At 58.0% G+C, this 25,340-nt stretch carries 20 protein-coding genes and 1 riboswitch; of the genes, 12 read left to right on the top strand and 8 right to left on the bottom strand.

The window, feature by feature from the left end; all coding sequences use genetic code 11:
- Window positions 1-22 precede the first annotated feature (22 nt).
- Genes J3362_RS07350 through J3362_RS07335 form a run of 4 tightly spaced genes read left to right on the top strand, consistent with a single transcriptional unit; the run spans window position 23 to window position 5,752 of the window.
- Entirely contained in the window at window positions 23-805 is a 783-nt protein-coding gene (locus J3362_RS07350) for a hypothetical protein (protein ID WP_349518905.1), read from the top strand.
- A complete protein-coding gene (locus J3362_RS07345; protein ID WP_349518903.1) occupies window positions 798-3,740 on the top strand; it encodes a hypothetical protein in 2,943 nt (980 codons plus the stop codon). Before J3362_RS07350 ends, J3362_RS07345 begins: the two co-directional genes overlap by 8 nt.
- Window positions 3,733-5,133 carry a hypothetical protein gene (locus J3362_RS07340; RefSeq protein WP_349518902.1) on the top strand — a complete coding sequence of 467 codons (1,401 nt, stop codon included), beginning with the start codon at window positions 3,733-3,735 and terminating at the stop codon, window positions 5,131-5,133. Before J3362_RS07345 ends, J3362_RS07340 begins: the two co-directional genes overlap by 8 nt.
- Window positions 5,126-5,752, top strand: a complete 627-nt coding sequence (locus J3362_RS07335; protein ID WP_349518901.1) for a condensin complex protein MksE — start codon at window positions 5,126-5,128, stop codon at window positions 5,750-5,752. The genes J3362_RS07340 and J3362_RS07335 overlap by 8 nt, the downstream gene beginning before the upstream one ends.
- An 11-nt stretch (window positions 5,753-5,763) precedes the next feature.
- On the opposite strand, the gene J3362_RS07330 is transcribed toward J3362_RS07335, so the two are convergent.
- From J3362_RS07330 to J3362_RS07320, 3 genes are all read right to left on the bottom strand, one after another.
- Window positions 5,764-7,470, bottom strand: coding sequence for a putative bifunctional diguanylate cyclase/phosphodiesterase (locus J3362_RS07330; RefSeq protein ID WP_349518900.1), 1,707 nt, complete (start codon window positions 7,468-7,470; stop codon window positions 5,764-5,766).
- A 124-nt stretch (window positions 7,471-7,594) separates the two neighbouring features.
- Window positions 7,595-9,073, bottom strand: a complete 1,479-nt coding sequence (locus J3362_RS07325) for a DUF3336 domain-containing protein (protein WP_349518898.1) — start codon at window positions 9,071-9,073, stop codon at window positions 7,595-7,597.
- Between the two features lie 91 nt (window positions 9,074-9,164).
- Window positions 9,165-10,982, bottom strand: coding sequence for a hypothetical protein (locus J3362_RS07320; protein WP_349518897.1), 1,818 nt, complete (start codon window positions 10,980-10,982; stop codon window positions 9,165-9,167).
- A 570-nt stretch (window positions 10,983-11,552) separates the two neighbouring features.
- Window positions 11,553-11,645, top strand: a riboswitch (glycine riboswitch).
- Between the two features lie 163 nt (window positions 11,646-11,808).
- On the opposite strand from J3362_RS07320, the gene J3362_RS07315 reads away from it, so the two are divergent.
- Window positions 11,809-13,029, top strand: a complete 1,221-nt coding sequence (locus J3362_RS07315; RefSeq protein WP_349518895.1) for a D-amino acid dehydrogenase — start codon at window positions 11,809-11,811, stop codon at window positions 13,027-13,029.
- Here J3362_RS07315 and J3362_RS07310 read toward each other — a convergent pair.
- The 5 genes from J3362_RS07310 to J3362_RS07290 all read right to left on the bottom strand — a co-directional run bounded on the left by J3362_RS07310 (window position 13,010) and on the right by J3362_RS07290 (window position 19,233).
- Window positions 13,010-14,569: an FGGY-family carbohydrate kinase gene (locus tag J3362_RS07310; RefSeq protein ID WP_349518894.1), complete on the bottom strand. Its 1,560-nt coding sequence runs from the start codon at window positions 14,567-14,569 to the stop codon at window positions 13,010-13,012. The genes J3362_RS07315 and J3362_RS07310 overlap by 20 nt on opposite strands.
- The gene (locus tag J3362_RS07305) at window positions 14,559-16,157 is read right to left on the bottom strand and encodes a glycerol-3-phosphate dehydrogenase/oxidase (protein WP_349518893.1); all 1,599 of its coding nucleotides are present in this window, start codon (window positions 16,155-16,157) and stop codon (window positions 14,559-14,561) included. Before J3362_RS07305 ends, J3362_RS07310 begins: the two co-directional genes overlap by 11 nt.
- A gap of 26 nt (window positions 16,158-16,183) precedes the next feature.
- Window positions 16,184-17,788, bottom strand: coding sequence for an FAD-binding oxidoreductase (locus J3362_RS07300; protein ID WP_349518892.1), 1,605 nt, complete (start codon window positions 17,786-17,788; stop codon window positions 16,184-16,186).
- 123 nt (window positions 17,789-17,911) lie between these two features.
- On the bottom strand, window positions 17,912-18,574 hold the full coding sequence (locus J3362_RS07295; RefSeq protein WP_008171198.1) for a transglutaminase-like cysteine peptidase: 663 nt from the start codon (window positions 18,572-18,574) through the stop codon (window positions 17,912-17,914).
- Between the two features lie 8 nt (window positions 18,575-18,582).
- Entirely contained in the window at window positions 18,583-19,233 is a 651-nt protein-coding gene (locus J3362_RS07290) for a type II secretion system protein N (RefSeq protein WP_349518890.1), read from the bottom strand.
- A gap of 166 nt (window positions 19,234-19,399) precedes the next feature.
- Between J3362_RS07290 and gspE the strand changes: the two genes are divergently transcribed.
- The 7 genes from gspE (at window position 19,400) to gspK (ending at window position 25,339) form a co-directional block, all read left to right on the top strand.
- Complete coding sequence (gene gspE, locus J3362_RS07285; protein ID WP_349518889.1) at window positions 19,400-20,908, top strand: type II secretion system ATPase GspE; 1,509 nt, start codon at window positions 19,400-19,402, stop codon at window positions 20,906-20,908.
- 3 nt (window positions 20,909-20,911) lie between these two features.
- Window positions 20,912-22,123, top strand: a complete 1,212-nt coding sequence (gene gspF / locus J3362_RS07280; protein WP_349518888.1) for a type II secretion system inner membrane protein GspF — start codon at window positions 20,912-20,914, stop codon at window positions 22,121-22,123.
- 68 nt (window positions 22,124-22,191) lie between these two features.
- Complete coding sequence (gspG, locus tag J3362_RS07275; RefSeq protein WP_349518887.1) at window positions 22,192-22,644, top strand: type II secretion system major pseudopilin GspG; 453 nt, start codon at window positions 22,192-22,194, stop codon at window positions 22,642-22,644.
- 6 nt (window positions 22,645-22,650) lie between these two features.
- Window positions 22,651-23,181 carry a type II secretion system minor pseudopilin GspH gene (gene gspH, locus J3362_RS07270; protein WP_014576992.1) on the top strand — a complete coding sequence of 177 codons (531 nt, stop codon included), beginning with the start codon at window positions 22,651-22,653 and terminating at the stop codon, window positions 23,179-23,181.
- Complete coding sequence (gene gspI / locus J3362_RS07265) at window positions 23,178-23,552, top strand: type II secretion system minor pseudopilin GspI (RefSeq protein ID WP_338355042.1); 375 nt, start codon at window positions 23,178-23,180, stop codon at window positions 23,550-23,552. Before gspH ends, gspI begins: the two co-directional genes overlap by 4 nt.
- A complete protein-coding gene (gene gspJ, locus J3362_RS07260; protein ID WP_349518884.1) occupies window positions 23,549-24,328 on the top strand; it encodes a type II secretion system minor pseudopilin GspJ in 780 nt (259 codons plus the stop codon). The genes gspI and gspJ overlap by 4 nt, the downstream gene beginning before the upstream one ends.
- 6 nt (window positions 24,329-24,334) lie before the next feature.
- Complete coding sequence (gspK, locus tag J3362_RS07255) at window positions 24,335-25,339, top strand: type II secretion system minor pseudopilin GspK (RefSeq protein WP_349519264.1); 1,005 nt, start codon at window positions 24,335-24,337, stop codon at window positions 25,337-25,339.
- Window position 25,340 lies beyond the last annotated feature (1 nt).

Below are 25,340 nucleotides of genomic sequence, written 5' to 3'. Positions count from 1 at the left end.
TAAGAGTGATTGTGGTGAGCTGTTGAACGACTATCTCGACAAAATCCTCCGTGGCCAGCCCATCAACTATGAAGCTTTCCTGAAGAAACTTCCGGATTCGTTTCGGCGCCGGCATAGGGAATTGTTTGCGGCGGAAAAGGTAAAAACCAACCGTTGGCTTGTCACGATTCTGGATGAAAGCGCTTTCGCTGAGCTGCAGAATGTGGCGCAAACGCCTTTGAGCCGGCTCGACGCCGCGAAAAAGGGTAATTCCCACCGCCATGGCACCGAGGTCAGTTTTCTTCTCGTTTACCATCAGGGTTTGGCGTCCAGCCGGCCGGACGTAGTTGTTGTAGGCTCGCAATCGGTAGATATAGGTTTCCAGCCGGCCCGTTCGGTGCTGGTGGTGGAGAACGAGCGGAATTTCTTCCAGTATGCGCAGATGCTCGACTTCGGCAGTGAAACATTGGGCAAGCGCTTGGCATTTTCGGAGTGCGACGTGCTGTTGGGTGGTGGCAACCGGGTAACTCGGGGCGCAATTCTTGACTGGTTGAAGGGCTATGAAGAAGTATTCTGCGCATTCGATTATGATGCGGGTGGTCTGCAAATGTTCTCGACGGTCGCAGCCTCTCTTGGTGACAAAGCCACCTTTGTTCAGCCTAGCGACTGGCAACCATGGCTGGGCCGGTTCCGCAAACTACCGGACACCACCGAACGGTTCACGAGGGCGATTTCCTTGGCGGAGGGGCATGGCTTCTTTGCCCTCGCACAGGCCTTCCGGGCAACCGGCAAATTCATGGAACAGGAGATGATTCTGGATGAGTGACTCCCAGGGGAGCCCAGGCAATTTCAATTTTGGTATTCGCCGTCTGGTGTTGGTGGATTCCGCCGGCTTCTGTTACGTGGAAATTCCGGTGGATAACCATGGCCTCATTCTTGGCCCGGGGAACCTTGGCAAATCCAGCCTCTTAAACAGTCTGCGGCTGTTCCTGCTGCCGGAGAACAACTTCAAGAACAGCCGCAAGAAATTTGCCTTCCGCAATGCCAGCGCCGGTAGCTTTTACACCAACGAGGAAAGCTACCAGCATTACTTTCCCAGCCAGTTCAGTTTCCTGATCATGGAGGCCGAGAACCCGGCCGGGGTGCATTGCCAGATCCTGTATCGGGACAGCGCCAGCCAGCTCAGCTATGGCCGTGCTTTTGTGCCGGTGGGGTACGATCAGCTGCGGCCGCTGTTCTGGGATGGAAATGATGAGGACGGCATTGGCCAGGCGGTGCCGGAGCTGTCGTTCAGCCGCTTGTCCGAAAAGCTGAAAAAGCTCTCCAGGGAAACCCGGCTGGTGAATGACCCGGCCAAACTCAAACAGATGCTGTACAGCAGCGAGCTGATGAACGCCGATGCGGTGCGTTATTCCGTGCTGCCCCTGGGTGAGTCGGACGAGCGCCGGGTGCAGTCGCTGCGCACGCTGATCCTGTTGCTGTTTGAGATGAAGGCGGACGATCAGGCCATGTCCAATGCGGTGGCCAGCATCATCGAGGCAGACAAGAAATTCGCCGACGATGCCTTTGATTTCAACATCGACGACTTTCTCAATCGCCATGACCAGTTGAAGCAGCAACAAACCCAGCTCACGAGAATCGAGAAAGAGCGCTCACGGTTTGAAAAGCTCCAGAAGGATTACCAGGCCTACCAGACGCTGCTTCGCAGCCAGCATGATTTTGCCGCGTTTCGGGATGGTGTGAGCCATGCCCTGCAGGATATTGGCGCCAGGTGTAAAGCCGCGGTGGAGGCCTTCAACGAGCAGAACGAGACGCTGCGCCATGTGCTGCAGGCTCTGAAAAAGCTGGAGCAGGACGCCAGCGGCCTCAAAGGCGAGAACCGTTCCGCCGATCGGCGTATCAAGCAGGCCGAGCAGAATCAGAAAGATGGCGATCTGTTGGTTTCCCAATACGGCGAGATGACTCTTCAGGAAATCGAGGAGATCCAGAAAGAGGAGCTCGATAGCAAGAAAGGGCACCTGGCCGCCCTGAAAAGTGCCGCCCAGGCCGAGATCCGGTTAGAACAGATCCAGAAGAAGAAGCAGGAGCTTGAGCGCAAGCTGGAATCCCTGAAGGAACGGGAAAGCAAGCAACATTGGCAGCTTCAGAACCAGTTGGACGAGGCCACCGCCGCACCGCTGCGGGCCGTGGACCCCCGATTGGTGATGGCGAGCCCGGGCCAGGATCTGGACGCCGACAGTAAGGCGGCCATCGAGGCATTCGCCCGGCTGTTTGTGCCCACCGATAAAGGCTTTGACTGGTTCGATGCCGAATATCAGGCCCAGCCAGCCCGGCAGACCGACTTTGCAGAGCAGCGCCGGCATATTGAGGGTGAACTTCATGGGCTGGAAAAGGAGCGGGCCGAGCTGGCGGACACCGCCAATCAGGAACATGATCGGCCACGGTTGATCGAGCGCACCGAGAAAGAAATCCGCGCCATCGAGAAAGACCTCGAAACGCTCCAGCGCTACCCGGCCGCCGCGACCACTCTTCGGGACGCTACCGACGAAAAGCAGGCGGCGGAGGAGCAGCTGGCCAAACTGGAAGAGCAGGCCCGGCTGGAGCAGGAAAAGCAGGATGCGGTGCAGCAGAAGGCCGCCAAAGCCAGGGCCGAAAAAGAGCGTATCGAGGAGCGGGAGCGTGAGCTGGCAGGCCTCAGCCGGAGCGTTGGCACGGTAGAGCATCGGTTCCCGCATCTGAAAGCGGTGGAAGCGGAACAGCCGTTGGGCATTGAACAGGTGTCTGTGGCGGCATTTGACGACCTGCAAACCCAACTGGACGACCTGGAAGAACGCCGTCGCAGCATCCTCGACCACCTTCGCCAGTTCGTGTACCTCGGCATCCACGAAGATACCGAAGGCGAATTGCAGAAAGACAGCCCCGCGTCATCGGCTATTCGGGAAACGTTCAAAGGCCTCTCAGATCTGTTTGCCGGCATGGCAGAGCGCTGGAATGTGCTGGAGCAGCAGGTGGGTATCCACAATGAAACCGTGGCCAGCTACCGGCAGGCTCTGAAATCCAACCACGAGCACATTGCCCGTTTCGAGGCGCAGCTGAACCGTGAGCTGGAAGGCGTGCGCATCAACGATCTGGTGGAAATTCGCGTGGATATCCACACCGATCCGAAATTCCGCAATCTGGTAGAAGAAGCCAACAACATCGACCCTTATGGCAACCAGCTGCAGTCCGATGCGTTTTATGACCGTTTGCGGGTGTTTGTGGCAGACTTTTTCGGGGAGCAGGGCGGCAGCAAACGCCTGACCATGGACAGGGTGATCACCGGCATTTCCTACCGCACCCGCAAGGAAAACGCCGCGAACCTGGACAAAAAAGGCCAGTCCACCTCCACCACGGCGCTGATCAATCTGGAACTGGTGTACCGGCTGCTGAAGCGGGTGTTGTATCCCGGTGTGCAGCTGTCGTTTCCCATGGTGCTGGACGAGCTGGCCAGCGTGGACATCAGCCAGATGCCCTCGCTGCTGGACCGATTGCGCAAGCAGGGCTTCAACCTGTTCTCTGCCGCCACTCACAGTGCCAGCGCGGAAGTGATTTACCTGATCGGACGGCATCTGGAAGTCGGGCAGATGCGCACGGCACGGCCATACAGCCCGCAGCGCACCCTGGTGTTCTGGGGCGGTGCCGAGGGTTTCACCAACGGCGAATCGCTGAGCCACTGGGCCGACCAGACCCAAAACAATCTGCTGGAGCCTGTGGATGAGTAAACGCTTCAGCACCCTGGATACCACCCGGCTGCTGTTCGAGCACCCGAAGATCCTGTTCCGGATGATTGAACGGATGGACCGGAACGAAACCCGGTATATCCTTGAGAGCGATCTGGTGGCCGAGGTGATGGACTACACCCGAACCCTCGGCAACGCCGACCGGGACAGGGTACGTTTTGCGCTGAATACCGACAATCTGTTCCGCAGTGGCCTGGTGATCGACATCATCAAGGCCGAAGGTGAGCGACGATTGGTGTTCCAGGATGCCCTGATCAATCTGATGCGGGCCTGCAACGCGTCACTGTACCAGGAACTGACCGATGCCCGCCTGAGGGGACATCTTGTGACCTTGCGCGATGTGCGTAATCGCCTGGAAACCAGCAGCTTCAGCGATGCGGACCCGGACTACACCGAACTGCGGGACGACCTGAACGAGCGGGTCAGTCAGCTTATTGGGCTGTTGCGCCAGAATGTGTTGCGCATGCAGACCATCAGTGCCCAGCTCGCGGATCTGTCCGGCGACGCCAGCCGGGCGCCGGAGAAATATCTTGAGTTCCGCCAGAACTTGTTTGAGCAGATCGTTACCCTGTATGAGCGCCACATCAAGCCGACCCTGGTGTTTCTGAACCCGGACACACGACTGCCCGATGGCAGCAACCTGTTCGAGACCCTGGAAGCCATGGTCCGGCTGCTGGAAAGCCACGACGACCACAGCCTGGCGGACCAGTTGTTCCGTTCATCCATCAGCCTAAACGCCCTGTACAAGCCAATTCAGGCGGTGGCCCAGGAGGTGGAGCACTTCCTGCGCAAGACGCGCCAGGGCATGGTCCAGTACAACGCCATGGAGCATTTCTACGGCAAACTGCAGGAACTCAAGAGCGAAACCGAAACCCTCAGCCTGAAACGCAAGTGGCTCGAAGGCGGGGACTTTGCCCGCAGCACCGGCTTCCTGATCGGCCTACGGGCCCAGCAGCGCCCGAAACACTATGCCTTTGGTGAATCATCCAGCTACTACCAGCTGTTGTTCAGCGAACTGGACCTGCGCCTTAACGATCTTCGCCGCAAGGCCGAGGTACCGGTTCTGCAGGCGGTGGATGGAAGCGGTCGCCACACCCGGGTTGATGTTCAGCGCATCAACCAGCTGTACCAGTGGCTGGAGACCCTGGAACTGCGGCCGACCACGGACCTGGTGCGGGAGCTGCACGGACGCCTGGACGGCTTTATCCCCGGTTACCGCTTTCCGGACCTGTTGGCGGCCCTGAACAAGTTGGTGAATTCGCCGCCGGAGGGTCTGCAGGTGGTTACCACCAACCGCTTCCGAATCCTCGATCAGTCATCCGACAGCGAGCAGTTCGTCTACCGCAAACGACGCCTGGAGCAACACCATGCCTGAATTCTCTGAAGCCATGGAAACCAACGAATCCGTGGAGCATTCCCAAAGTTCTAGCAGCTTCGAGCAGATCCTGCCGGCCCATAGCGCGGCGATCTACCGGGAATTCCAGGCCGGCCGGGTGATTGTGCGTGATGTGTGGGACAGCAACCGCTCCGAGTTGCGAGCCAATCCGCTCTACAACCTGCTCTATAACCATCTGTCCCACTTCCGGACTTTTTACGAGCATCTGGGCAGCGAACTGGTGTTCAACGAAACCGGTGCGTTTTTCTTTCTCAAGGAAAGCAGTGACGACGAGAATGAAGAGCACGATGAAAATGCCTTTCGGGTGCAGGTGATCCTGCTACTGATCGGGCGATATTTCGCGCGCAGCGGTCGGGATCTGGAATACCTTGGCCGGCCCGATGCCGGTCTGAACGAGCAGGATCTCGAAGCTCTGGCGGGCGATGAGGAATATCAGGAAATTCTCAGGGCCGCCCGCTTTGAAAAAGGGTTGCAGGAAGCCCTGGATTACCTGGAAAAACGCCATCTTCTGTTTCGCGCCGGTGCAGGGCGCTGTTTCCTGAGTTCCGCCGGGCTGTATTTTCTGCAGGAGTTGGTTCGGGAGTTTGAGCAGGGGTAGTGTTTTCCTGGTCAGAAGCTGGCCAGGAATTCTTCAACCTTGTTCGCCGGCATGGGCTTGGCATAGAGGAAACCCTGAGCGAAGTCACATCCAAGGTCCGTTACCAATTGGGCCTGTTCATCCGTCTCAACGCCCTCGACCAGCACGCTTAAACCGAGACTGTGGCCGACGGTAACCATTGCCTCCATGATGGCCATGTCGGCGCTGTTTTGCATCGCATTTTGAAGAAAACTCCTGTCGATTTTTATTCCGCAAACCGGGAGCTTTCTGAGATAGACCAGCGAGGAGTGTCCGGTACCGAAGTCATCGATCGAAATGTGCACGCCTGCCTGTTTCAGTTTTTCCAACTGTTTTGTCTGGCTTTCATCGCTCCCGAAAACCTCGTTCTCGGTCAGCTCCACCCCAAGCTGGTGAGGCTGAAGGTTGTAACGTTCCACCGTTTCGAGAATATGGCTCGCAAGGTGTGGATTGGTGAGCTGTCGTCCCGAGAGGTTGATATCAACCCGCAGGTTTTTTAGAGGGGTTTCCTGCCATGCGTCGAGTTGCTTGCAGGCTGCTTCGATTACCCATTCGCCAATCCGGTTGATGAGACCGGACTTTTCAGCCACCGGAATGAAAGTAGCTGGCGACACTGCCCGGGATTGACCGTGAAAACAGCGGAGAAGTGCCTCGCAGGAGTCGCTTTTTCGATCAGCCAGGCTGATCTGGGGCTGGAAAAACAATTCCAGCCCATCGTTATTCAAGGCGTCTCTGAGCAGGTTGGTGATTTCCTGGTAACGGACCAGCCTGTCATTGATGTCCGGGGTATAGAAACACACGCCGTTCTTGCCGGTTTCTTTGGCCTGATACATAGCGGCGTCTGCATTGCCCATAAGCTCAGCCACGGTAGTGCCATTCTGTGGAAAAAGGCTCACACCAAAACTGGCGGTAACCTGGTAACAGTCGCCTTCCAGATGCACTCTGTGTTCCAGAGCGTCTATCAACCGGCAAACAAGTTCATGTATACCTTCAGGGCCTTCGAAATCGAAGATCAACAAGACAAATTCGTCCCCGCCAAAGCGACTCAACAGGTCTCCGCCTCGCAGTTCCGCCCTCAAGGTTTCGGATACCGCTTTCAGGAGGCTGTCACCATGATGATGGCCAAGCGTATCGTTAATGATCTTGAAATTGTCCAGATCGATAAAGACGACTGCCAATTCCTGTTGCAGGCGATCAGCCTCATCCAGTCGACTCGACAACTCGGCTTCCATGAAATGCCGGTTGGGTAACCCGGTCAGGTCGTCAAAACTCGCTCGCCGATAAAGCTCATCTCTTGCACGCTTCTGCTCTTCGAGACTGATGTCGATGCAGAACATCTCACAGGCACCGGTTTCCTGTTTGATCATCACGTGGCTTGAGTAAACTGGAACCAGGTGTCCCAGTTTATGTTTAAGCTCAAGCTCGTCGGCGGGGATACTGATGTTATTCTCAAGCCAATTGCGATGCGCTTCGATCACACCGGCACGCATGTGATCGGGGATGATGAGGTCTTCCAGGAGTTGTCCGAGAGCTTCCTCGCGGGAGTAGCCGTAAATGCGCGCGCTTGCTTCATTCCAATAAATTACCCGACGGTGTCTGTCGTAACCCTGGACAGCCACCATTGGCAGACTCTCGATCAGCTCGTAAAACCTGTTTTCACTGTCCTCTGTAGCTGATCGAATTCCTTGTCTATTTGTCATTGCGAGTCAGCATCCTTTTGGTTAGCGATGAACGCACCGCAAAGCGATGATGCAATAGAATGAGAATAGTTCGGGATCCCAGGGTTATCTAGTTGATTTACACATCGCTAAGCCGGCGCTTTATTTAGAGAGGCGCTGCGTTCTGCTCCGGGGTTTCCTGCTCCAGCTCGTGTTCCAGCCGGGCGATACAGCGATCGAATGCCCGACTGATCCTGGTCTGGTCCTGGATCATGGCCAGCCGTGGCCAGGTGGCCTGTTCACCGAGATTGATATACATCTCGAGATCTTCAGGGGTCGGATTGGAGAGAACCTTGCGATAGAGGGACGCCCTGGGCGGGAAATGGATGTTGATGTCCCCGAGGTATTGCTGGCTGGTCATGGCGTAGGCCTGCTCGATGAGCGGCCGTATGATGCCAGGATGCGGGCTCTGTTTGGTCAGTTTCACGGCCGTGGCGATCTGGCCGTGGGCGAGAGACAGCGCGGCCCTTTTGGCCCAGGCGGTTACGCCGCTCTGGTCGTGATGGCTGATGAACGGCACCACGTGGGGGTTGGCCTGGCTAACGATGGTTTTGTTCACGTTGTGCAGGCGTGCCATTCGCATTAGTGGCAGGTCGCCATGCACGCTGCCGTCAATCCAGCTTTCGGTGGGCATATAGGGCACGCTGCTGTCCCGGCTACCGTTTGATTCCCGGGCCTGAAGAACCACAGGCGGGAATATGCCCGGCACTGCACAAGAGGCCATGACTGCCGAATCCACCAGCACCGCCGGCGAGGACAGCCAGTTCAGCAGCCGTGGCTTCTGCTGGGTGCGGGTGGGGGAGACGGAGATATTCAGTGTTCGGCCACTGTGCTCATACGCTTCCTTGAAACTGACGCTGCCCAGATTGTGCTGGAGATGCTCCTGAAGCTGGCGCGGATCCATGGCATGGCCAGCCCTCAAGCCTTCTGCGACGCCGAGCCAGCGGAAGGCATTCAGGTGAATCCGTTCCGGATGGTTAAAGAACTCTGCCAGTTCCTTGTCGTCCCGTGTGCAGATGGCACCCGCCACGATGGCACCCATGCTGGAACCGGCCATAACATCCGGCAGCAGGTCCTGCCGCCAGAGCGCCCGGGTAACACCGATATGGTAAATACCAAAGGCCGCACCACCGCTGAGCATCAGGGCCGGCCGGCCATAGACCCGCTCGGCGTCCTGAAACATTTTCAGTTTTCGAGCGGTTGTCACTTCGGGAATAGGGTGGTCACAAATGAATTCCATGGACGTCTCGACGGCATCCAGAAATTCACCTACCAACCGGTTGGTGCCGCTGCGCGCCACTGTGTACAGATCGGGATTGGATAATTCGCCCAGGTGACGGTAGAGGCTCTCCTGAAGGATACGGATTAATCGCCGTGTGTCGCCGTTTTGCCGACAATGGTCCATGAGGCCCATGTGCTTGCGCATCAGGCTTTCATGCAGCATCCCGGTTTCTTCCTGCTCGCGCCAAGCCAGCAGCCCGTCCATATCATCGAGCGCGGTAGCGGCCTCGCACCATTGCTCATAGTCGCGGGCCTGTTCCAGTTTCTGCTGGAGCTGTTTGCGGGTCTTCGAGGCGTGTTTCATGCCTTTTACCTTAACTCATCCTGGCGGGAAAAAAGAAACCCCCGCCGAAGCAGGGGTCGCTCTCTGAACCGGGTCCAGGACCAGTCGGCTATCAGATCGCCACGGGATCCTGAATAACCGTATGGATAAACTGAATCACGTTACGAGTATCTTCCGCCTGTTTGACGAAAGCCTCGATATTGCTGCCTGTGTAGCCATCGCTGCCAAGCACACGAATCCAGAGGTCATCTGTTTTGTCAGTATAGGCGCAGCTGAGGTTATCCGGCTGGCGTTCCACGTAACTTACGTCTACACCAGAATAGATTGATTCGGTTGAATGGGTGAAGTTGCTGTAATCAACGTAGCCATTGCCAAGACGCTTGGCTCCGCAGTCTGCGGCATTGCCCTGGCATGCTGCGGTGCCATGCTTGAGAAACAGCAGGCCTTCATCAGCCAGTACCTGATCCGGCAGCTCAATGGCGATCTGCTTGGTAACCCAGGTGCCCTCGTCCATAACTTCAATAGTGCCTTCCAGCTTGCCCCAACGCATTAGCGCCCAGTACAAAGCCAGGCCGGCCAGGGGAGAGTCCACGGTCTGGTAGTAACTAGCGGTGCCGGTTCCGTCATCAACTCCGTAGGCCAGGCGTCCGGATAGGTCCAGCTTGAGGCCCACGGAGGCGTTGATGGAGTTCATCACGTCGTTCAGGGTTCGATCGAGTACGCGGGGATTGCTGAGTGCAACCCGTGCCACGTTAAGACGTCCGAGTTCCAGCTCAATGACATCATCTTCGAAGCCGGCCACTATGATGCATTCTCCGGTTTCGTCCAGCTCCATGGGAACAAAACCGCCGTTCACCGAGATCGGCTGAGGGCAATTGTTCTCGTCAAGGACGGGTACACCATTTTCATCCCGCTCCAGCTGCCACAGATCGCCGAACACCTCGCCTTTGTAGGTGAACTCAACGCCTTCGTTCAGCCCAAGTACCGTGTTCAGGAAGACCAGTCCATCAATGGTCAGCGGCACGCTCTTGTTGGAAGCGCCACCGAGGAAGGCCGCCGCCGCATGCATCAGATCAAAGCTGTTGGGTGGTAGGGTTTCCAGCGGGGTTTCCGGCATGTCCTGAATGACATCATGGGTAAAGACGATAGTCCGTCTGGCATCGTCGGCATGCGTTGTGAAGCCGGCAATGTTCTCGCCGTAGTAGTCTTCCATGTTGAAAATACGGCTCCAGGCATTCGCAACCTGATCTTCATACAGGCAGGTGGAGCCTGAGTCGATGTACTGAACATAGGAAACAAACTGGGTGACATAATCGGTCATCCGGTTATGCGTCATGTTTGAAAGATCTGCATAACCCTCATGCAGACTCACACCACCGGTACGGCCCGGCGTTCCGTCCCGCAGATAGGAAAGGTCGCCCAGTTCCAGATCATCGCGGATTTCCTTCCATTCCGGCGGGACCACCTGACCGCCCTCGCGGCCCTCGGGGCCATAACCCGCGATTCGCCCTTCCTTGAGGAGTGCATGATAGAGCGCAAGATTTTCCCGGGGTGAGTCTATGGTCTTTTCAACCAGCTCTCCATCAACTTCCGTGATCATTACCAGTCTCCCGGCGGGGTCGGTTTTGATCGCAGTTGAGGCGTTGATGTTGTCGATCGCCTCGGCCAGTGCCCGGGCAAAAACGGTTGGATTCTGGGTCACGGTCCTGATCATGTTCAGGCGCCCGATTTCGAGCTCGATGGTATAGCCTTCATAGCCTTCTACCACCGTACAGGCGAAGTCCAGTTCGGAGTCGTCGAATTCTTCAACGACCATTGGCACGGTATCGTGTTCAGTGCCGTCCGGCCAGGTTACGGTTTCGGACGCGATTGGCTGTATACACCCGTTGCCATCCAGTACCGGCACACCGTACTCATCACGCAACACCATCCAGAGATCGCCGTATAGGTTTTTGGGATCTGTAGGAACGTCGTTGAGCCCCAGTGCGGAGTTTACAAATACGACGGAATCAATCGTTAAAGGTACTTCTTTACCAGTTGCGGCTCCAAGGAAAGAGGCCGCACTGTCCAGTACCTTTTCTGATATTTCAGGTTGCTCAGTTGAGGGGGTTGTACCTGGGCTAGTGCTTGAACTTGAGTTAGATCCATTCAGATCGCACCCGCTGACGACGGCCAATGACGCGATCAATGCTGGAGTTACCACGTACTTAAGCTGTTTTCTGCGAGACATAACCAGACTCCTGAAAGAATGCGCCGGAGACCGCAAAGGGAAAATCCGGACAGAATGCAATCGCCGTATAACAACCTGGTGGAGCGTCCGTATCGCTACGCCTATCTTAGACGATCTGGTTCTGTGTATATTCAAGCGTAATACATGTCTCATGCCGGATTGTCTGACATTGATCAATTTTTGTCATTTTTTAAAGACAGGCGCGGTAGTTCCATGCCCTCCGGTTATTTGCTATGTTTACGTCCGTGGATTGGCGATTATTACCAATCAGACATGTCTGCGGGAGAGACTGAATCCCTTGCGATCAGCGCCGAAGGAGCAACTGCCCCGGAAACTCTCAGGCAAAAGGACCGCTGACATGAATACTTTCCGAAGAGCTGCCGACAATTGCGTCAGTCGGCACACCGAAGGAGCAAGCGGCCGGTTTTTGTAAACCGGCCTGTGAATCTCTCAGGTCCCGTGACGGAAGGGGTGCTTTCTGCCATTTCGAGCAGAGAGGAAACCCTGGGCGCCTCACGGAGAATGTATGAAGCGAATCGCTGTCATTGGCGGTGGTATCACTGGTATTACCACGGCTTACACCCTCGCCAAACGCGGGCTTGATGTAACGGTCTACGAGAAACACCGTTACGCTGCAATGGAAACCTCCTTCGCCAACGGTGGTCAGCTCTCCGCCTCCAATGCGGAAGTCTGGAACAACTGGCAGACCGTCATGAAGGGCATCAAGTGGATGTCCCGCCGTGATGCGCCCTTGCTGGTGAACCCCAAGCCGTCCTGGCACAAACTGAGCTGGTTCGCCGAGTTCATGGCCGCTATCCCCCAGTATGAGAAAAACACCACGGAAACCGCCCGACTGGCCATTGCCGCCCGCGACCACCTGTTTGCGTGGGCGCAGGAAGAGGGCATCGATTTCGATCTCAAGAAACAGGGCATCCTGCATATTTATCGGGATAAGGCCGGGTTTGATCACGCCGCCAAGGTGTCACGACTTCTGGCCGCAGGCGGTCTGGAGCGCCGCTCCGTTTCGCCCGAGGAAATGAAATCCATCGAGCCGACTCTGGCCGGAACCTACTACGGAGGCTTTTTCACGGAGAGCGATTCCACCGGTGACATTCACAAGTTCACGAATGGATTGGCTGACGCCATCCAGCGCCTTGGCGTTAAAACCTGCTATGGCCATACCGTGACCGAGCTGAGCGCCGACGAGCGTAATGCCTGGGTTACTGCTCACGACGGCACCGAGCAATCCCGGGATACCTTCGATGGCGTGGTGATCTGTGCCGGTGTCGGCAGTCGCGGGCTGGCGAAAAAGCTGGGCGACCGGGTGAACATCTATCCGGTTAAGGGTTACTCCATCACTGTTGAGCTGGACGACGAGGCCTCGCAGAAGGCGGCGCCAACGGTCAGCTTGCTGGACGACGCCACCAAGATCGTAACCAGTCGCCTGGGCGATGGCCGTTTCCGGGTTGCCGGTACCGCCGAGTTCAGCGGCTACAACCGCGATATTAAGGACGACCGGATCCGCCCGCTGACCCGTTGGGTTGAGCAGTGCTTCCCCGGAGTCTGTACACGCAAGGTAGTTCCCTGGGCCGGCTTGCGGCCAATGCTGCCCAACATGATGCCAAGGGTTGGGCCAGGCCGCCTGCCGACCGTGTTCTACAACACCGGTCACGGTCACCTGGGCTGGACGCTGTCAGCGATTACCGCTGAACTGGTCGCCGAGAGCGTTACCGGGGATAGCCGGTAATCTCCCGAATTTTCCGGTACAGGGGTTGAAGCTGAGGGTACATCTTCAGATAAACCTCGGAATACAGCCGCTGGTAAAGCGCCCGGGTTTCTTCGTTGGGATGAAAAACGTCGCCAACCCGGGTCATCTTCGCCACGGCGGTGTCGAAATCCGGATGCAGCCCCAGCCCTACAGCCGCATCAATGGCGGCGCCGAGCCCGGAGGTCTCATAGGTGTGAGGCCTCTCGGCCGGTAACCCGAACACATCGGCGGTGAGCTGCATGGCCGCATCGCTCTGTGAACCGCCACCCGCCACTCGCAACTTCCTGATTTTCACACCGCTTCGCTTCTCGATTTTTTCCTTTCCTTCCCGGAGCGCGTAGGCAAGACCTTCGAGGATGGCGCGATAAATGTGGGAACGGGTGTGAACGTCCCCGAACCCGATGATCGAGCCTTTCGCTTCCGGCCCCGGCTGGCGTACGCCGGGTGACCAGTAGGGCTGCAGCATCAGGCCCATGGAGCCTGGTGGCACTGCCTTGACCAATTCATCGAACAGCGCTTCCGGCTCGATACCTCGTTCTTCGGCCAGTTTCTGTTCCCTCAGCCCGAACTCCCGCTTGAACCAGCTCACCATCCAGAAGCCCCGGTAGATCATCACTTCGGTGGAGTAGTGGCCGGGCAATGCGGAAGGATAGGGCGGCATCAGCCGGATCGGCTCCACGTAACGCTGGCTGGTGGTGTTGATGGTGGCGGTGGTGCCATAGCTCATACAGCCGATGTCGGGTGTCAGCCCGCCGGAGCCTAGAATCTCGCAGGCCTTGTCGGAAGCCGCGGCGATCACGGGCAGGCTTTTGGCCAGGCCGAGGTGCTTGCAGGCTTCGTCGGTCAAATGGCCCAGTGTTTCGCCGGGTGCCACCAGCTCAGGCAGCATGGAAGGCTCGACCGGCATCGTCTGCCATTTGAAATCCCGCCGGCCGGCCCAGCGATGCTTTTTATAGTCGAATGGCAGGTATCCCACCTGGCTGCCGGTGGAGTCCCGGAATTCCCCTGTGAGTCGGTAGTTGAGATAGCCAGACAGCAGCAGGAAATACCGGGTTTTGGCCCAGATCTCGGGTTCATTCTGGGCGATCCAGTTGGCCTGGGTTTTTTCCCGGAACCGGTTGATAGTGTCTTCCAGACGGGCAACTTTGAACAGCCATCCCCAGGGCCCTTTGACCGGGCCTTCGACCCTTGCATGGCGCTGGTCGAGCCAGATGATGGCCGGGCGCAGAGGTTGGCCGTTTTCATCCAGGTTGATGACCGTGCCCCGCTGGGTGGTCACGGTGACACCGGCGACCTGGTCAGGAGTCGCGTCTGTGGAATTCCAGAGCAGCTTGCAGGCTTCCCCGAGTTGTTCCCAGAAATAGTCCGGATGCTGCTCGGCCCAGCCGGGTTCTCTCGAAAAATAGGGCTCGATTTCCTGCTTGCCTTTGCCCACCAGATTGCCACTGGTATCGAAGAGCAGCGCCCGAACGCTCTGGGTGCCATTGTCGATGGCCAGGATGAGCGGCTCAGCTGGCATCGGAGGACTCCTGCGGTGGCAGCGAATAGGCGTTGTGATAGATCGACAGGTAGCGGGCCTGTTCCTCCTCCCAACGCTGGTCAGCCCAGCCAAGCAGGGGCTGGCAGTGGTTACGAATCTGCGGTAGAAGGGCTTCGCCCGCATTCGGTAGTACCATGCCTAACCGCGTTCGTCGCAGAAGCAGGTCATCCAGATGCTGCACATCTTCTCTCCGGCACGCCCAGCAAAGCTCCGCCCAGAGCAGGTCGGAAGCCCGATTGGGAGTGACAGGCTCCAGTGGGCCCGAAGCAAGCAGTTGATCAAGCTCGGGGCCATAGAACCCCTGCAGTCGCTGCCAGCACTGGTGGCTAATGGTGGCTGGCCTTGAGGGGTGTTCTGTGCCCTGAAACACCGGTTTGGATGCTGGCCGCAGAACCTTGCTGGCGGCTTCTCCAAGCCCCTGGACCAGCGCCTCGCGGGCGATGACCCGGAAGGTGGTGAGCTTGCCGCCGGCAATGCTGACCAGCCCCCGATCCATCCGAAATGCGTGTTCCCGGTTTTCCTTGGACGGTGCCTTACCCGTGCCATCGGTTACCACCGGCCTTACACCGGCCCAGGTTGAGAGGATGTCGTTTCGCGTAATGGGGCTGCCCGGAAACAATCGTGAAGCGATCTCGAGCAGGTAGGCGGTCTCGGATTCAGAAATCACCGGCTCCTGATCCAGGTTGCCCTCATGGTCGATGTCGGTGGTGCCGAGAACGGTGGTGCCCAGCCATGGGAAGGCAAACACCGGGCGGCCATCTTCCGGATGAAGCAGGGAAACCGAACAGGACACAGGCAGACTGGACCAGGGCAGCACGAGATGGCTGCCACGCAGGGGTCGGATGTGCATGGCGTCTTCAGAGGTCTTGCTGGACTGCAGCCGATCTGCCCAGGCACCGGTGGCATTGATGACCAGGGGCGCAAGGACCTCAATGGGCGTATCGTTTCCCTCTGCCTGAATCAGCAAGCCGGATACATCACCGTTGCTGCGCTTTATTTCATCGGCTCGCGTGTAATTCAGGCACATGGCTCCGTCCCGCCGGGCTTCGGCAATCAGGCGCAGGACCAGGCGCGAGTCGTCGGTGACTGCATCGGTAAAACCGCTGGCGCCGGCGAGTTTTTCGCTCGTCAGGCCCGGCACCCAGAGCATGGATTCGGCCGGGGTCAGAAAGTGGCGGCTTCGGTTGCGGGCAATAAAGTCGTAAACCCGAAGCAGTGTCTGGAACAGGCGCGGCCCGGGGAACTGGCCTTTGAAATGCGGCATGATGAATCGCAGGGGTTCAATTAACCCCGGTGCTTCCGCCATCAGTCGTTCCCGCTCGCGCACGGCGTCCCGGGTAAGACCGTAATGTCCACTGCCCAGGTATCGGAGGCCACCGTGCACCATCTTCGAGGAGCGGCTGGATGTACCCCAGGAAAAGTCCTTTTGTTCTACCAGAAGCGTGCGCAGCCCGCTGCCTGCTGATTCCCGTGCCACGCCGGCGCCGGTAATTCCGCCGCCGACCACCACCACATCAAATTCGTTGGTCCCTGAACGCAGCGCATTGAGGATTTCAGTCCGGTTCATATTGGGGCTCCCTTTCGGCGTTGCGCTCATTTCACCAGTGTTTCCGGGTTCAGGATCGCGTCCGGGTCAAAGGTGCTGCACAGGGAGCGTATAGCCAACATGCCCAGTTCGCCTTTTTCCACCGGCAGATAAGGGGCGTGATCCTTACCGACACCGTGTTGATGGCTGATGGTGCCGCGGTTGTTCACGATCAGTTCAGAGGTGCGGGTTTTGAGCGTTTGCCAGCGCGCGAGTGTTTCCTCGTAGCTGTCGCCCACCCGGAACACGTAGGTGGTGTAAATGCTGCAGCCCTGGCTGTAGAAGTGGGAGAGGTGGGTGAACACATGGGTGTTCTCGTTCTGGTCTTTCAGCCCGTCACGCAGGCTGGTCTCGATCAGACCCAGCAGATTGTCGACGTTGTCCCAGTCAGTGGCCGTTTCCAGAGTGTCGACAGCATAGCCCATCTGCCAGAGGGCCTCTCTCAGATAGGGCATGGTAAAACGCTTGGCCGCCCATTTGTCGCCGAGCCGCGTGCCGGTATAGACGCCGTTTTGGGCCTTGCAGATGCTTCGGGCCTCTTTCAGGGCGTTTCGGGTCTGCAGTCGGGAGCCGGTGATCCCGAAGGTCATCATGCATTTGCCCTCACCAGCGCCCCTCAGCGAAAGGAAACGCTCGAGCATGCCGATAAGCCGGGGGTGGCCGGCCAGCGCGAGCTGGGTCTCGGTCTCTACGGCATTGCTGAGCCTGAGCATGGATAACTGGGTTCGGTTCTGCACCAGCAGGCGGCTGGCGGTGCGGGCACTTTCCCAATCCGGAAAAAAGACCACATGAAAGCTCTCGTGGTCGGGCAGCGGAGTAACCCGCACCTTCACCTCTGTAATCAGCCCAATGCGGCCTTCCGAGCCAAGAATCATTTCCCGGATGTCCGGACCTGCGCTGGAGGCCGGTATCGTGGGCAGGTTAAGAGTGCCTTGCAGGGTTTCGACCCGCCCCCCGGCAAAGAGTTGTTCAATGCGGCCATAGCGCAGGGATTGCTGGCCACTGGATCGGGAGGCCACCCAGCCGCCAACGGTTGAAAGCTCGAAAGACTGCGGAAAATGCCCCAGTGTGTAGCCATGGGCCCGGAGTTGCGACTCAACGAGTGGCCCGGGCGTTCCCGCGCCAAACGTCGCGATCTGGCTGTCCGTGTCCAGGTCGATCAGGCGGTTCATCCGGCTCATGTCCACCGTCAGTACTGGCTGGCCTTTATCCACGGGATTTATGTGCCCGGCCACACTGGTGCCGCCACCGTAGGGAATCAGGTGAATGTGTTGCTTCGCGGCCCAGGAGAGCAGGGTTTGAACCTCTTCGCTGGTGGTGGGGTAGGCCACGCCATCCGGGAACACACCAAACTCGCCGCTGCGCATGGCCAGCCAGTCCGCAAGACTCTGGCCGCGGGCATGCCGCACTCGTGCTTCCGGGCCTGTATCGATCAGTGATTCCAGCTCTGCCGGCCGGGTAAGGCGGGTTGCCGGTACTTTGGCGCAAACAGAATCCAGGGTCGCGTCCGCCAGAGGCCGGCCAGTACCGATCCGTGATGCCAGAAAGTCCTGGCCCTGTTCCGGCATTGCCAGATTGAATCCCTCGTCGCCCCAGCCGTTCCAGCGTCGCATGTATTTTATTCTCCAGATTAAAAACGAATGTGGCGCATTCTATAGGCTCTGCGTCGTTCGCCGCTGTCGCTTGGCGCCATGGTTCCTGTCATTTGCCGCCATTGGCTGGCTTTGGCAACCCGCTCAGGGTCGGAGCGATTCCGTCAGTCGGCTGTTTAGGTCCTGCCACCGTGAGAGTTTGCCCGCTTCGCCGATCCGGGTGCGCGCTCCGCCGGACTGGTTCAGCCAGAGGCCTTCGCCGTTGAAGCTGTAAACGGGTTCAAGATCAGTGCGTTGAGATGCAGGTTTAATGTCATTTATAAGGTTGTCCAGAATCAACGGATCGGCGTCTGGCTCCGGGTACCATGCCAGCACCATGTGGGCCTGGTTCAGTTCCAGCGCTTTGACATACACGATCCGGAGCTGATCATCAGGCACGCCCATGGACTTGAGGGTCAGGTATTTGGCAATCGAGAAATCCTCACAGTCGCCTCCGTTGGTGGTCAGCAGTTCTACAGGGGTTGCCCAGTAGTCTTCCTCGCCCCAGTGGCGTATATCGCTGACAAACGTGACTCGATTGAAGAAGGAGTTCACCAGCCGGAGCTGCCGGTCGATGGGGGCATTTGCGGCAAGAGCATGCAGGCGTTGCCAGTTTTCCAGGCGCTGGTGGGCTTCGGTTCCGAATTCTTCCTGAACATAGTTCATCAGACGCGAGCCCAGCTCAAAGGCACTCACAAGAGAGACCACGAGCAATAACGCAGGCAGAAGCGTGGAACGGCGGCGTATCTGAAGGGCGGCCGTTTCCATAGCGCGCCTCAGTTATTGTTCCGTAGGCGTTCCCTGAGCTGCTCAAGGCGCCGGCGGATTTCCTCCCGGCGCTGCTCATCGCTGGTGGCGGAAGCGGGCGCTCTCGAGGGTGAGGGGGATGCAGCCTGCTGGACGGCGGGCGAGGGCTCTGCCTGCTGGTCGGCCGTGAAGGATATGCCGCTGCGGTCTTCGGATTCCGGGAAGTAGAGGTTTTCGAGTTTGCCGGAGCGTTCAATGATCACCCGGTTCGGATGAACCGAGCGAAGTGTGGCATTACCGGGCAGTTCGTCACCCACCAGGTAGGCTTCGGTTTTACTCTTGTCATCTTCGATCAGCGCGCTGCCCGGGAAATCACCATCCGCGGCCAGCACGCCCCGAAGGAACAGTCGGAGGTTGGTTTCAGGGAGATTCTCGGTATTCATTTCTACCGGCTCGCTTTCGCCGGATGCAGCTCCGAACAATTCCAGGGAGGAAAGGTCCACGCTGGGTGGCTCACGACCGGCGGCCGGGTCGGAGACCAGTGGCTGCACGTTATTGTACTGTCCCTGCTGGCCTTCCATTTGCCAGAAACGGTAACCCTGCCAGGCTGTCAGGGCGACCATGGCGGCCCCTGCCACGAGCGCGAGAATCAGGGGAAACCGTTCATTGTTTAGGAGCATTGATCATCCTGAATGCAAGTTTGTGGGCCGGGAAAAAGCTCACAGGTTATCAGACTGCAACGTTTTATTGGGAGTATAGTGTATAGAGTTATTCAGCGGGTCCATATCCTGTGGTAGCCTTTCTGAATTAGTTGAATCGAAAAGGGTTTCACGAACGAGGACGACCTTGACCATAGACACTGAACTTCAGCCGCAGGATGCTCCGCTGGGCCGTCTTCCGTTTACTTTTGCCAAGCGCAACGGAGTAATCCTGACCCGTTCGGACGCCGGCGAGCCGGTTATTCTGGTGCGGCCCGGTGCGTCCCATTCTGCGCTGGCGGAAGCGAACCGTATCAGTGGCGGTCGTGCCCGTTTTGCCACCATCGATCCGGACCGTTTCGACCAGGCCCTGAATTCCGCCTATCAGAACGATTCTGCAGAAGCGATGCAGATGGTGGAAGGCATCGGCGATGACATGGACCTGGCCTCCCTCGCTGACTCCGTGCCGGAAACCGAGGATCTGCTGGAGCAGGAAGACGATGCTCCAATTATCCGTCTGATCAATGCCATTCTCACTGAAGCAGTGAAAACCAGCGCCTCGGACGTTCACATTGAAACCTATGAAAAGCGCCTTGTGGTTCGCTTCCGGGTGGATGGTGTGTTGCGCGAAGTGGTAGAGCCCAAGCGCGCACTGGCCCCGTTGCTGGTGTCCCGGATCAAGGTTATGGCGAAGCTGGATATTGCCGAGAAACGGGTGCCCCAGGATGGCCGTATTGCGCTGAGGGTAGCTGGTAGGGAAGTGGATATTCGTGTGTCGACCATGCCGTCTTCAAGCGGTGAACGCGTGGTTCTGCGTTTGCTCGACAAACAGGCAGGTGCCATACGGCTGGAATCCCTCGGCATGGCGGGGCAGGACCTGAAGCTTCTGCGCAAGCTGATTTACCGGCCTTATGGCATTTTGCTGGTCACTGGCCCGACGGGTTCCGGTAAGTCCACCACACTCTATGCCTCGCTTCAGGAAATCAACGATCGTAGCCGCAACATCCTGACTGTTGAGGACCCCATCGAGTATAACCTGCCCGGCATCGGCCAGACCCAGGTGAATACCAAGGTGGACATGACCTTTGCCCGGGGTCTTCGTGCCATTCTGCGTCAGGACCCCGATGTAGTCATGATCGGTGAGATCCGGGATCTGGAAACGGCAGAAATTGCCGTACAGGCGAGTCTGACTGGCCACCTGGTCCTCTCCACGTTGCACACCAACACCGCCGTTGGCGCGATTACGCGGCTTATGGATATGGGCATCGAGCCCTTCCTGATTTCATCAAGCCTGGTGGGCATTGTTGCCCAGCGGCTGGTTCGGGTTCTGTGCAAGGAATGCCGGGAGCCGTATACACCTACAGAAGAGCACTGCGAGTTCCTGCAGCAGGATCCCGCTAACCCGCCGACCATTTACCGGGCAACCGGCTGTAGCCATTGCAACCAGCTTGGTTACCGTGGGCGTATTGGTATTTATGAGGTGGTGGAGATCTCCGAGGAAATCAGTTCCCTGATCCACAAACGGGCCGGGGAGCTGGACCTGGAAAAGGTGGCTCGTCAGCGTGGGCCCAGTATTCACGCAGACGGCGTGCAGAAAATCCTGGATGGTGTGACCACGGTGGAAGAAGTACTCCGCGTTACGCACCGGGGTCAGTAAACCATGCCAGCTTACGAATACAAGGCATTGGATGCCCGGGGCAAGCAGAGGCATGGTGTCGTCGAGGCCGATGCACCAAGAGCCGTCCGCCAGCAGCTCCGGGAACGTGGCCTGACGCCGCTGGCGGTTGAGCCTGCGGCGGAAAAACAGGCCCGAAGCAATCCCCTGAGCAGCCGGGGTTCACTGGCCGCTGCCGATCTGGCGCTGGTTACCCGCCAGTTGGCAACGCTGATTCAGTCTGGCATCCCCATTGAGCAGGCACTCTCTGCGGCGGCGCAGCAGTCCCCAAAGCCAAGAATTCGCAGCATGCTCATCGCTATCCGGGCCAAAGTCATGGAAGGTTACACTCTGGCAGACAGCCTGGGTGAGTTCCCCCGGGCATTTCCGAGGCTGTACCGGTCTACCGTTGCTGCCGGGGAGCACGCTGGCCACCTCGATCTGGTTCTGAACCGGCTGGCGGATTACACGGAAAACCGTCAGGAGGCTCGCCAGAAAATTCAGCTGGCGGCGATCTACCCCATCATTCTCAGTATTGTTGCGATTGCCATCGTGGTGTTCCTGCTTACTTACGTGGTGCCGGATATCATCGATGTGTTTCTGAAGCAGGGGCAGGAGCTGCCAACGCTGACCATGGCCATGCTTGCGGTGTCGGAATTTCTGGCGGATTACGGTGTCTATCTATTTATACTGCTGGTCGCTGCATTGATGGTGTTCCGGTTTTTCCTGACCAAGCCCGGGTTCCGGCTCCGGTTTCACAAACGGTTGCTGCATTTGCCGCTGTTTTCCGGGATGGTACGTGGGGTGAATACCGCTCGCTATGCCAGTACCCTGAGCATCCTTACCACCAGTGGTGTGCCGCTTGTAGAGGCTATGCGCATTGCCGGTGAGGTTCTCTCCAACGATTTTCTGAGGCAGGAATTGAGGGGCGCGGCCAGAAAAGTCAGTGAGGGCGGCTCGCTTCATCGCTCTCTTGATCAGACTGGATATTTCCCGCCGATGATGCTGCACATGATCGCCAGCGGGGAGGCCAGTGGTGAGCTGGACAGCATGCTGGAACGAACCGCGCGCATGCAGGAAAACACCCTTCAATCAAAGATCGCTGCGATTGTGGGACTGTTCGAGCCGATGATGCTACTGGTGATGGGCGTGGTGGTGCTCATCATCGTTCTGGCCATCATGCTGCCGATACTGAATATGAGTAATCTCGTGGGATGAAACCCGCGCCGGAGCGTCAGTAGACGAATCCGGACCGAAAGCAATCCATGCCAATGACGAGTGAGACAATGACCATCAATAACCCCAATACACACAACAACAGCCGCGGCTTTACCCTGATCGAAATCATGGTGGTGATGGTGATCCTCGGCCTGCTGGTGGCCATCGTGGCTCCAAACATCATGGGCCGGAGTGACCAGGCAAAGGTCACCGTGGCGGAAACCCAGTTGAGCAACATAGCCAATGCGCTGGACCTTTATCGCCTGGATAACAGTCATTATCCTTCGACCCAACAGGGTCTCGAGGCGCTGGTCTCCAAGCCAAGTGGCAGTCCGGAGCCCAGGAACTGGAATTCGGACGGTTACCTGAAGAGCGTGCCGGAAGACCCCTGGGGTTTTGAATACCAGTACGTAAGCCCGGGTACCGAAGGTCCCTACGATCTGTATTCCTATGGCTCTGACGGCCAGGAAGGTGGCGACGGCGACGCTGCGGATATCAGCGTCTGGGACACCGAGGGCTAAATCACTGTGCAGGTCAGATCCCGACAGACCGGTTTCACCCTGATTGAAATACTGGTGGTCCTGGTGGTTGTGGGTCTGCTGGCTTCGCTTGCCGTGTTTACCATGGGGGGAAGCTCCCAGCAGCGCGAACTGGAAAATGAGGTCCGGGAGCTTTACCTGCTTATGCAGACAGCCTCGGAGCAGGCCGTTCTCAATAACCTGGAGCTGGGCCTGAAGCTGGAGGAAGACGGCTACCAGTTCGTGGCCTATCAGGATCAGACCGGCGACTGGAAGGCCTCCGGTGAGCGTATGTTCCGGGCTCGGAGCCTGCCGGAGTGGCTGACGGTAACCGAGTTCATCGAAAGCGACGCGCCCAGGCTGGCGTCATCCGAGGATACCCTGTTACCGGACGTGGTTTTTTTCTCCAGTGGCGAGACAACGCCGTTTGAGCTTGAATTCACCATCGGAAACGGGTCAGACACCATGCACGTTCTGGCCTCGGATGGGGTGTCGCCCATGGAGTGGCGCAAACCGGGCGATGAGGGGAGCAGCGGGTGAGGACGCAAAAAGGGTTTACCCTGATCGAAGTACTCATCGCCCTGCTTGTGTTCGGCCTGATTGCAACGGCTGCGGCCGAAGTTGGAAGCCAGTACATTTCCAGTTACGAACGGGTTCGGGACAAAACCCTGGCGAGCTGGTTGGCAGATAACCGAATTAACGAAATTCGACTCCAGGAAAACATCCCGGGCATCTCCGAGAACTCCAAGGATACCGACTTCGGGCCGTATCGTTGGCGGGTGACCACCGCGATTCTTGCAACCGCCGAGGCGAAGATGCGTCGTGTGGAGGTCACGGTTGCGCGTTATCGCGAGGAAGGCGCAGCGCCGGAGCCGATTCATACCCTGTCGGCGTTCGTGGGGGCACAATGACGTTCACGTCCGTACACAGCCGCCATCCGCAACAACGTGGTTTCACCCTGCTTGAGGTCTTGATCGCGGTAACCATCACCGCCGTCATCGGGCTTGGCGTTTGGCAGGTTATCAACGGAGTGGTCAATTCCCGTGATCGGGTGAACGAACTGGCGGAACAGTTCGACGGTTTGCAGCGGTCCATGCTCCTGCTTGAGCGGGATGTCATGCAGGTGGTCAACCGGCCGGCCAGGGACATTTACGGGGATTTCCAGCCAGCGCTCTCCAGTCGTGAGGATGATTTTTCCCTGTTGCTGACCCGGCAGGGCTGGCGGAACCCCCTGGGCATTCGCCGCAGTGGCCTGCAGCGTGTCGGCTGGGAATATACTGGCAGCGAACTGCGGCGCCGGTACTGGCCCATGGTGGATCAGGGCCAGGAGGATGACAGCCGCGACGTGCTGCTGCTGGAAGGCGTAAAGCGCCTGGAGGTACGGTTTCTGGATGCCAACCGGAGCTGGCAGCCCCAATGGCCAACCGATGAGGTGATGGCCGGACTGACCCCGGGTAGCCGCCCGGATATTCCAATGCCGCTGGGCATGGAAGTAACTCTGGAGCATGAGCGTTTCGGAACGCTGGTACGGACCTTTGCCTTGCCGGATTTTGATCCGGCTGTTGCCCAGGGTGCCGTGAACCAGGCCAACCAGGCTGCCAGCGAAGCGGAAGAAGAAAGCACAGAAGAAGAGCCTGCCGCAGAACAGACCGGAGAGAATACCGGCACAACGGGGCAGGGGGGCTAGGTGGCGATGGGCCAGATCCCGAGATTACCGAATCGTCAGCGCGGCGTCGCTTTGATCATGGTGCTGTTGGCCATGGCTCTGGTGGTCATGCTTGCTTCCGGGATGACTCAGCAGCAGAGCTTGCGGGTGTTCAAGGCGGGGCATTATCTGGCTCAACAGCAGGGCCAGAGTATTGCACTTGGCGCCGAGGCTTTTGCCCGTCAGATCCTGCGCAGGGATTATGATGAGGACAAGCAAGAGAACCTGATGGTCGACAGCCTAGACGAGTTCTGGGCCGCCAATGCGGCCGTTCTGCCTCTGGATGATAATGGCGTGGCTGAGGTTCAGATTGACGACCTCGGAGGTCGGCTCAATCTGAACGACCTGGTCGGCGCCAATGGACAGGTGGACCCCATCGTCAGGAATCGTTTCGTTCAGTTGTTTGCTGCACTGGGGATTACTGCAGTTTCTGTAGATTCGCTGGTGGACTGGATCGACCCTAACGACCAGACGGTTACCGCCTATGGCGCCGAGGATGGCCAGTATCTGATGGCTGAGCAGGGTTATCGGGCTGCCAACCAGCCGTTTACGACGGTGACCGAATTGCGCCTGATCGAGGGCATGACCGAAGAGATTTATCGGGCCCTGCGGCCCCACGTGGCGGCGCTACCTGTGAATGGTGCGGGGATCAATGTGAACACCGCGACTGCCATGGTGATCCGCTCTCTCCATGAAGAGCTGACGGACGCCCAGGCTGCGTCTATTCTTGAGAAGCGGGAAGAGGAACGGTTCGAGAATCTTCAGGACTTTCTGGCGTTACCGGAGTTCGCAGGGCTCGGGCTCAAGTCGGTTGGACTAGGGTTGCAGACACGGTTTTTTGAAGTTGCCTCGCGGATTACCTACGATAACCGTGTCGTGAATATGGTCAGTACCGTGTTCCGGACTCCGGAGGGCGAAGTCCAGACGGTTAACAGGGATATCGGGCAGAAGAACCGAATTACCAAAGAGCCTTTTACCATTTCAGAAGGATAAT

Origin of the sequence: Marinobacter sp. NFXS11 (assembly GCF_040148675.1) — a bacterium.
In the GTDB taxonomy this organism is placed as follows: domain Bacteria; phylum Pseudomonadota; class Gammaproteobacteria; order Pseudomonadales; family Oleiphilaceae; genus Marinobacter.
This window is presented reverse-complemented; position numbering and strand designations above follow the sequence as displayed.

What these genes read in the sequence shown, in the direction of transcription:
- J3362_RS07345 (WP_349518903.1), top strand. Translation starts at nt 798, where the DNA reads ATGAGTGACTCCCAGGGGAGCCCAGGCAATTTCAATTTTGGTATTCGC.
- J3362_RS07340 (WP_349518902.1), top strand. Translation starts at nt 3,733, where the DNA reads ATGAGTAAACGCTTCAGCACCCTGGATACCACCCGGCTGCTGTTCGAG.
- J3362_RS07335 (WP_349518901.1), top strand. Translation starts at nt 5,126, where the DNA reads ATGCCTGAATTCTCTGAAGCCATGGAAACCAACGAATCCGTGGAGCAT.
- J3362_RS07330 (WP_349518900.1), bottom strand. Translation starts at nt 7,470, where the DNA reads ATGACAAATAGACAAGGAATTCGATCAGCTACAGAGGACAGTGAAAAC.
- J3362_RS07325 (WP_349518898.1), bottom strand. Translation starts at nt 9,073, where the DNA reads ATGAAACACGCCTCGAAGACCCGCAAACAGCTCCAGCAGAAACTGGAA.
- J3362_RS07320 (WP_349518897.1), bottom strand. Translation starts at nt 10,982, where the DNA reads ATGGTGTTGCGTGATGAGTACGGTGTGCCGGTACTGGATGGCAACGGG.
- J3362_RS07315 (WP_349518895.1), top strand. Translation starts at nt 11,809, where the DNA reads ATGAAGCGAATCGCTGTCATTGGCGGTGGTATCACTGGTATTACCACG.
- J3362_RS07310 (WP_349518894.1), bottom strand. Translation starts at nt 14,569, where the DNA reads ATGCCAGCTGAGCCGCTCATCCTGGCCATCGACAATGGCACCCAGAGC.
- J3362_RS07305 (WP_349518893.1), bottom strand. Translation starts at nt 16,157, where the DNA reads ATGAACCGGACTGAAATCCTCAATGCGCTGCGTTCAGGGACCAACGAA.
- J3362_RS07300 (WP_349518892.1), bottom strand. Translation starts at nt 17,788, where the DNA reads ATGCGACGCTGGAACGGCTGGGGCGACGAGGGATTCAATCTGGCAATG.
- J3362_RS07295 (WP_008171198.1), bottom strand. Translation starts at nt 18,574, where the DNA reads ATGGAAACGGCCGCCCTTCAGATACGCCGCCGTTCCACGCTTCTGCCT.
- J3362_RS07290 (WP_349518890.1), bottom strand. Translation starts at nt 19,233, where the DNA reads ATGCTCCTAAACAATGAACGGTTTCCCCTGATTCTCGCGCTCGTGGCA.
- gspF (WP_349518888.1), top strand. Translation starts at nt 20,912, where the DNA reads ATGCCAGCTTACGAATACAAGGCATTGGATGCCCGGGGCAAGCAGAGG.
- gspG (WP_349518887.1), top strand. Translation starts at nt 22,192, where the DNA reads ATGACCATCAATAACCCCAATACACACAACAACAGCCGCGGCTTTACC.
- gspJ (WP_349518884.1), top strand. Translation starts at nt 23,549, where the DNA reads ATGACGTTCACGTCCGTACACAGCCGCCATCCGCAACAACGTGGTTTC.
- gspK (WP_349519264.1), top strand. Translation starts at nt 24,335, where the DNA reads ATGGGCCAGATCCCGAGATTACCGAATCGTCAGCGCGGCGTCGCTTTG.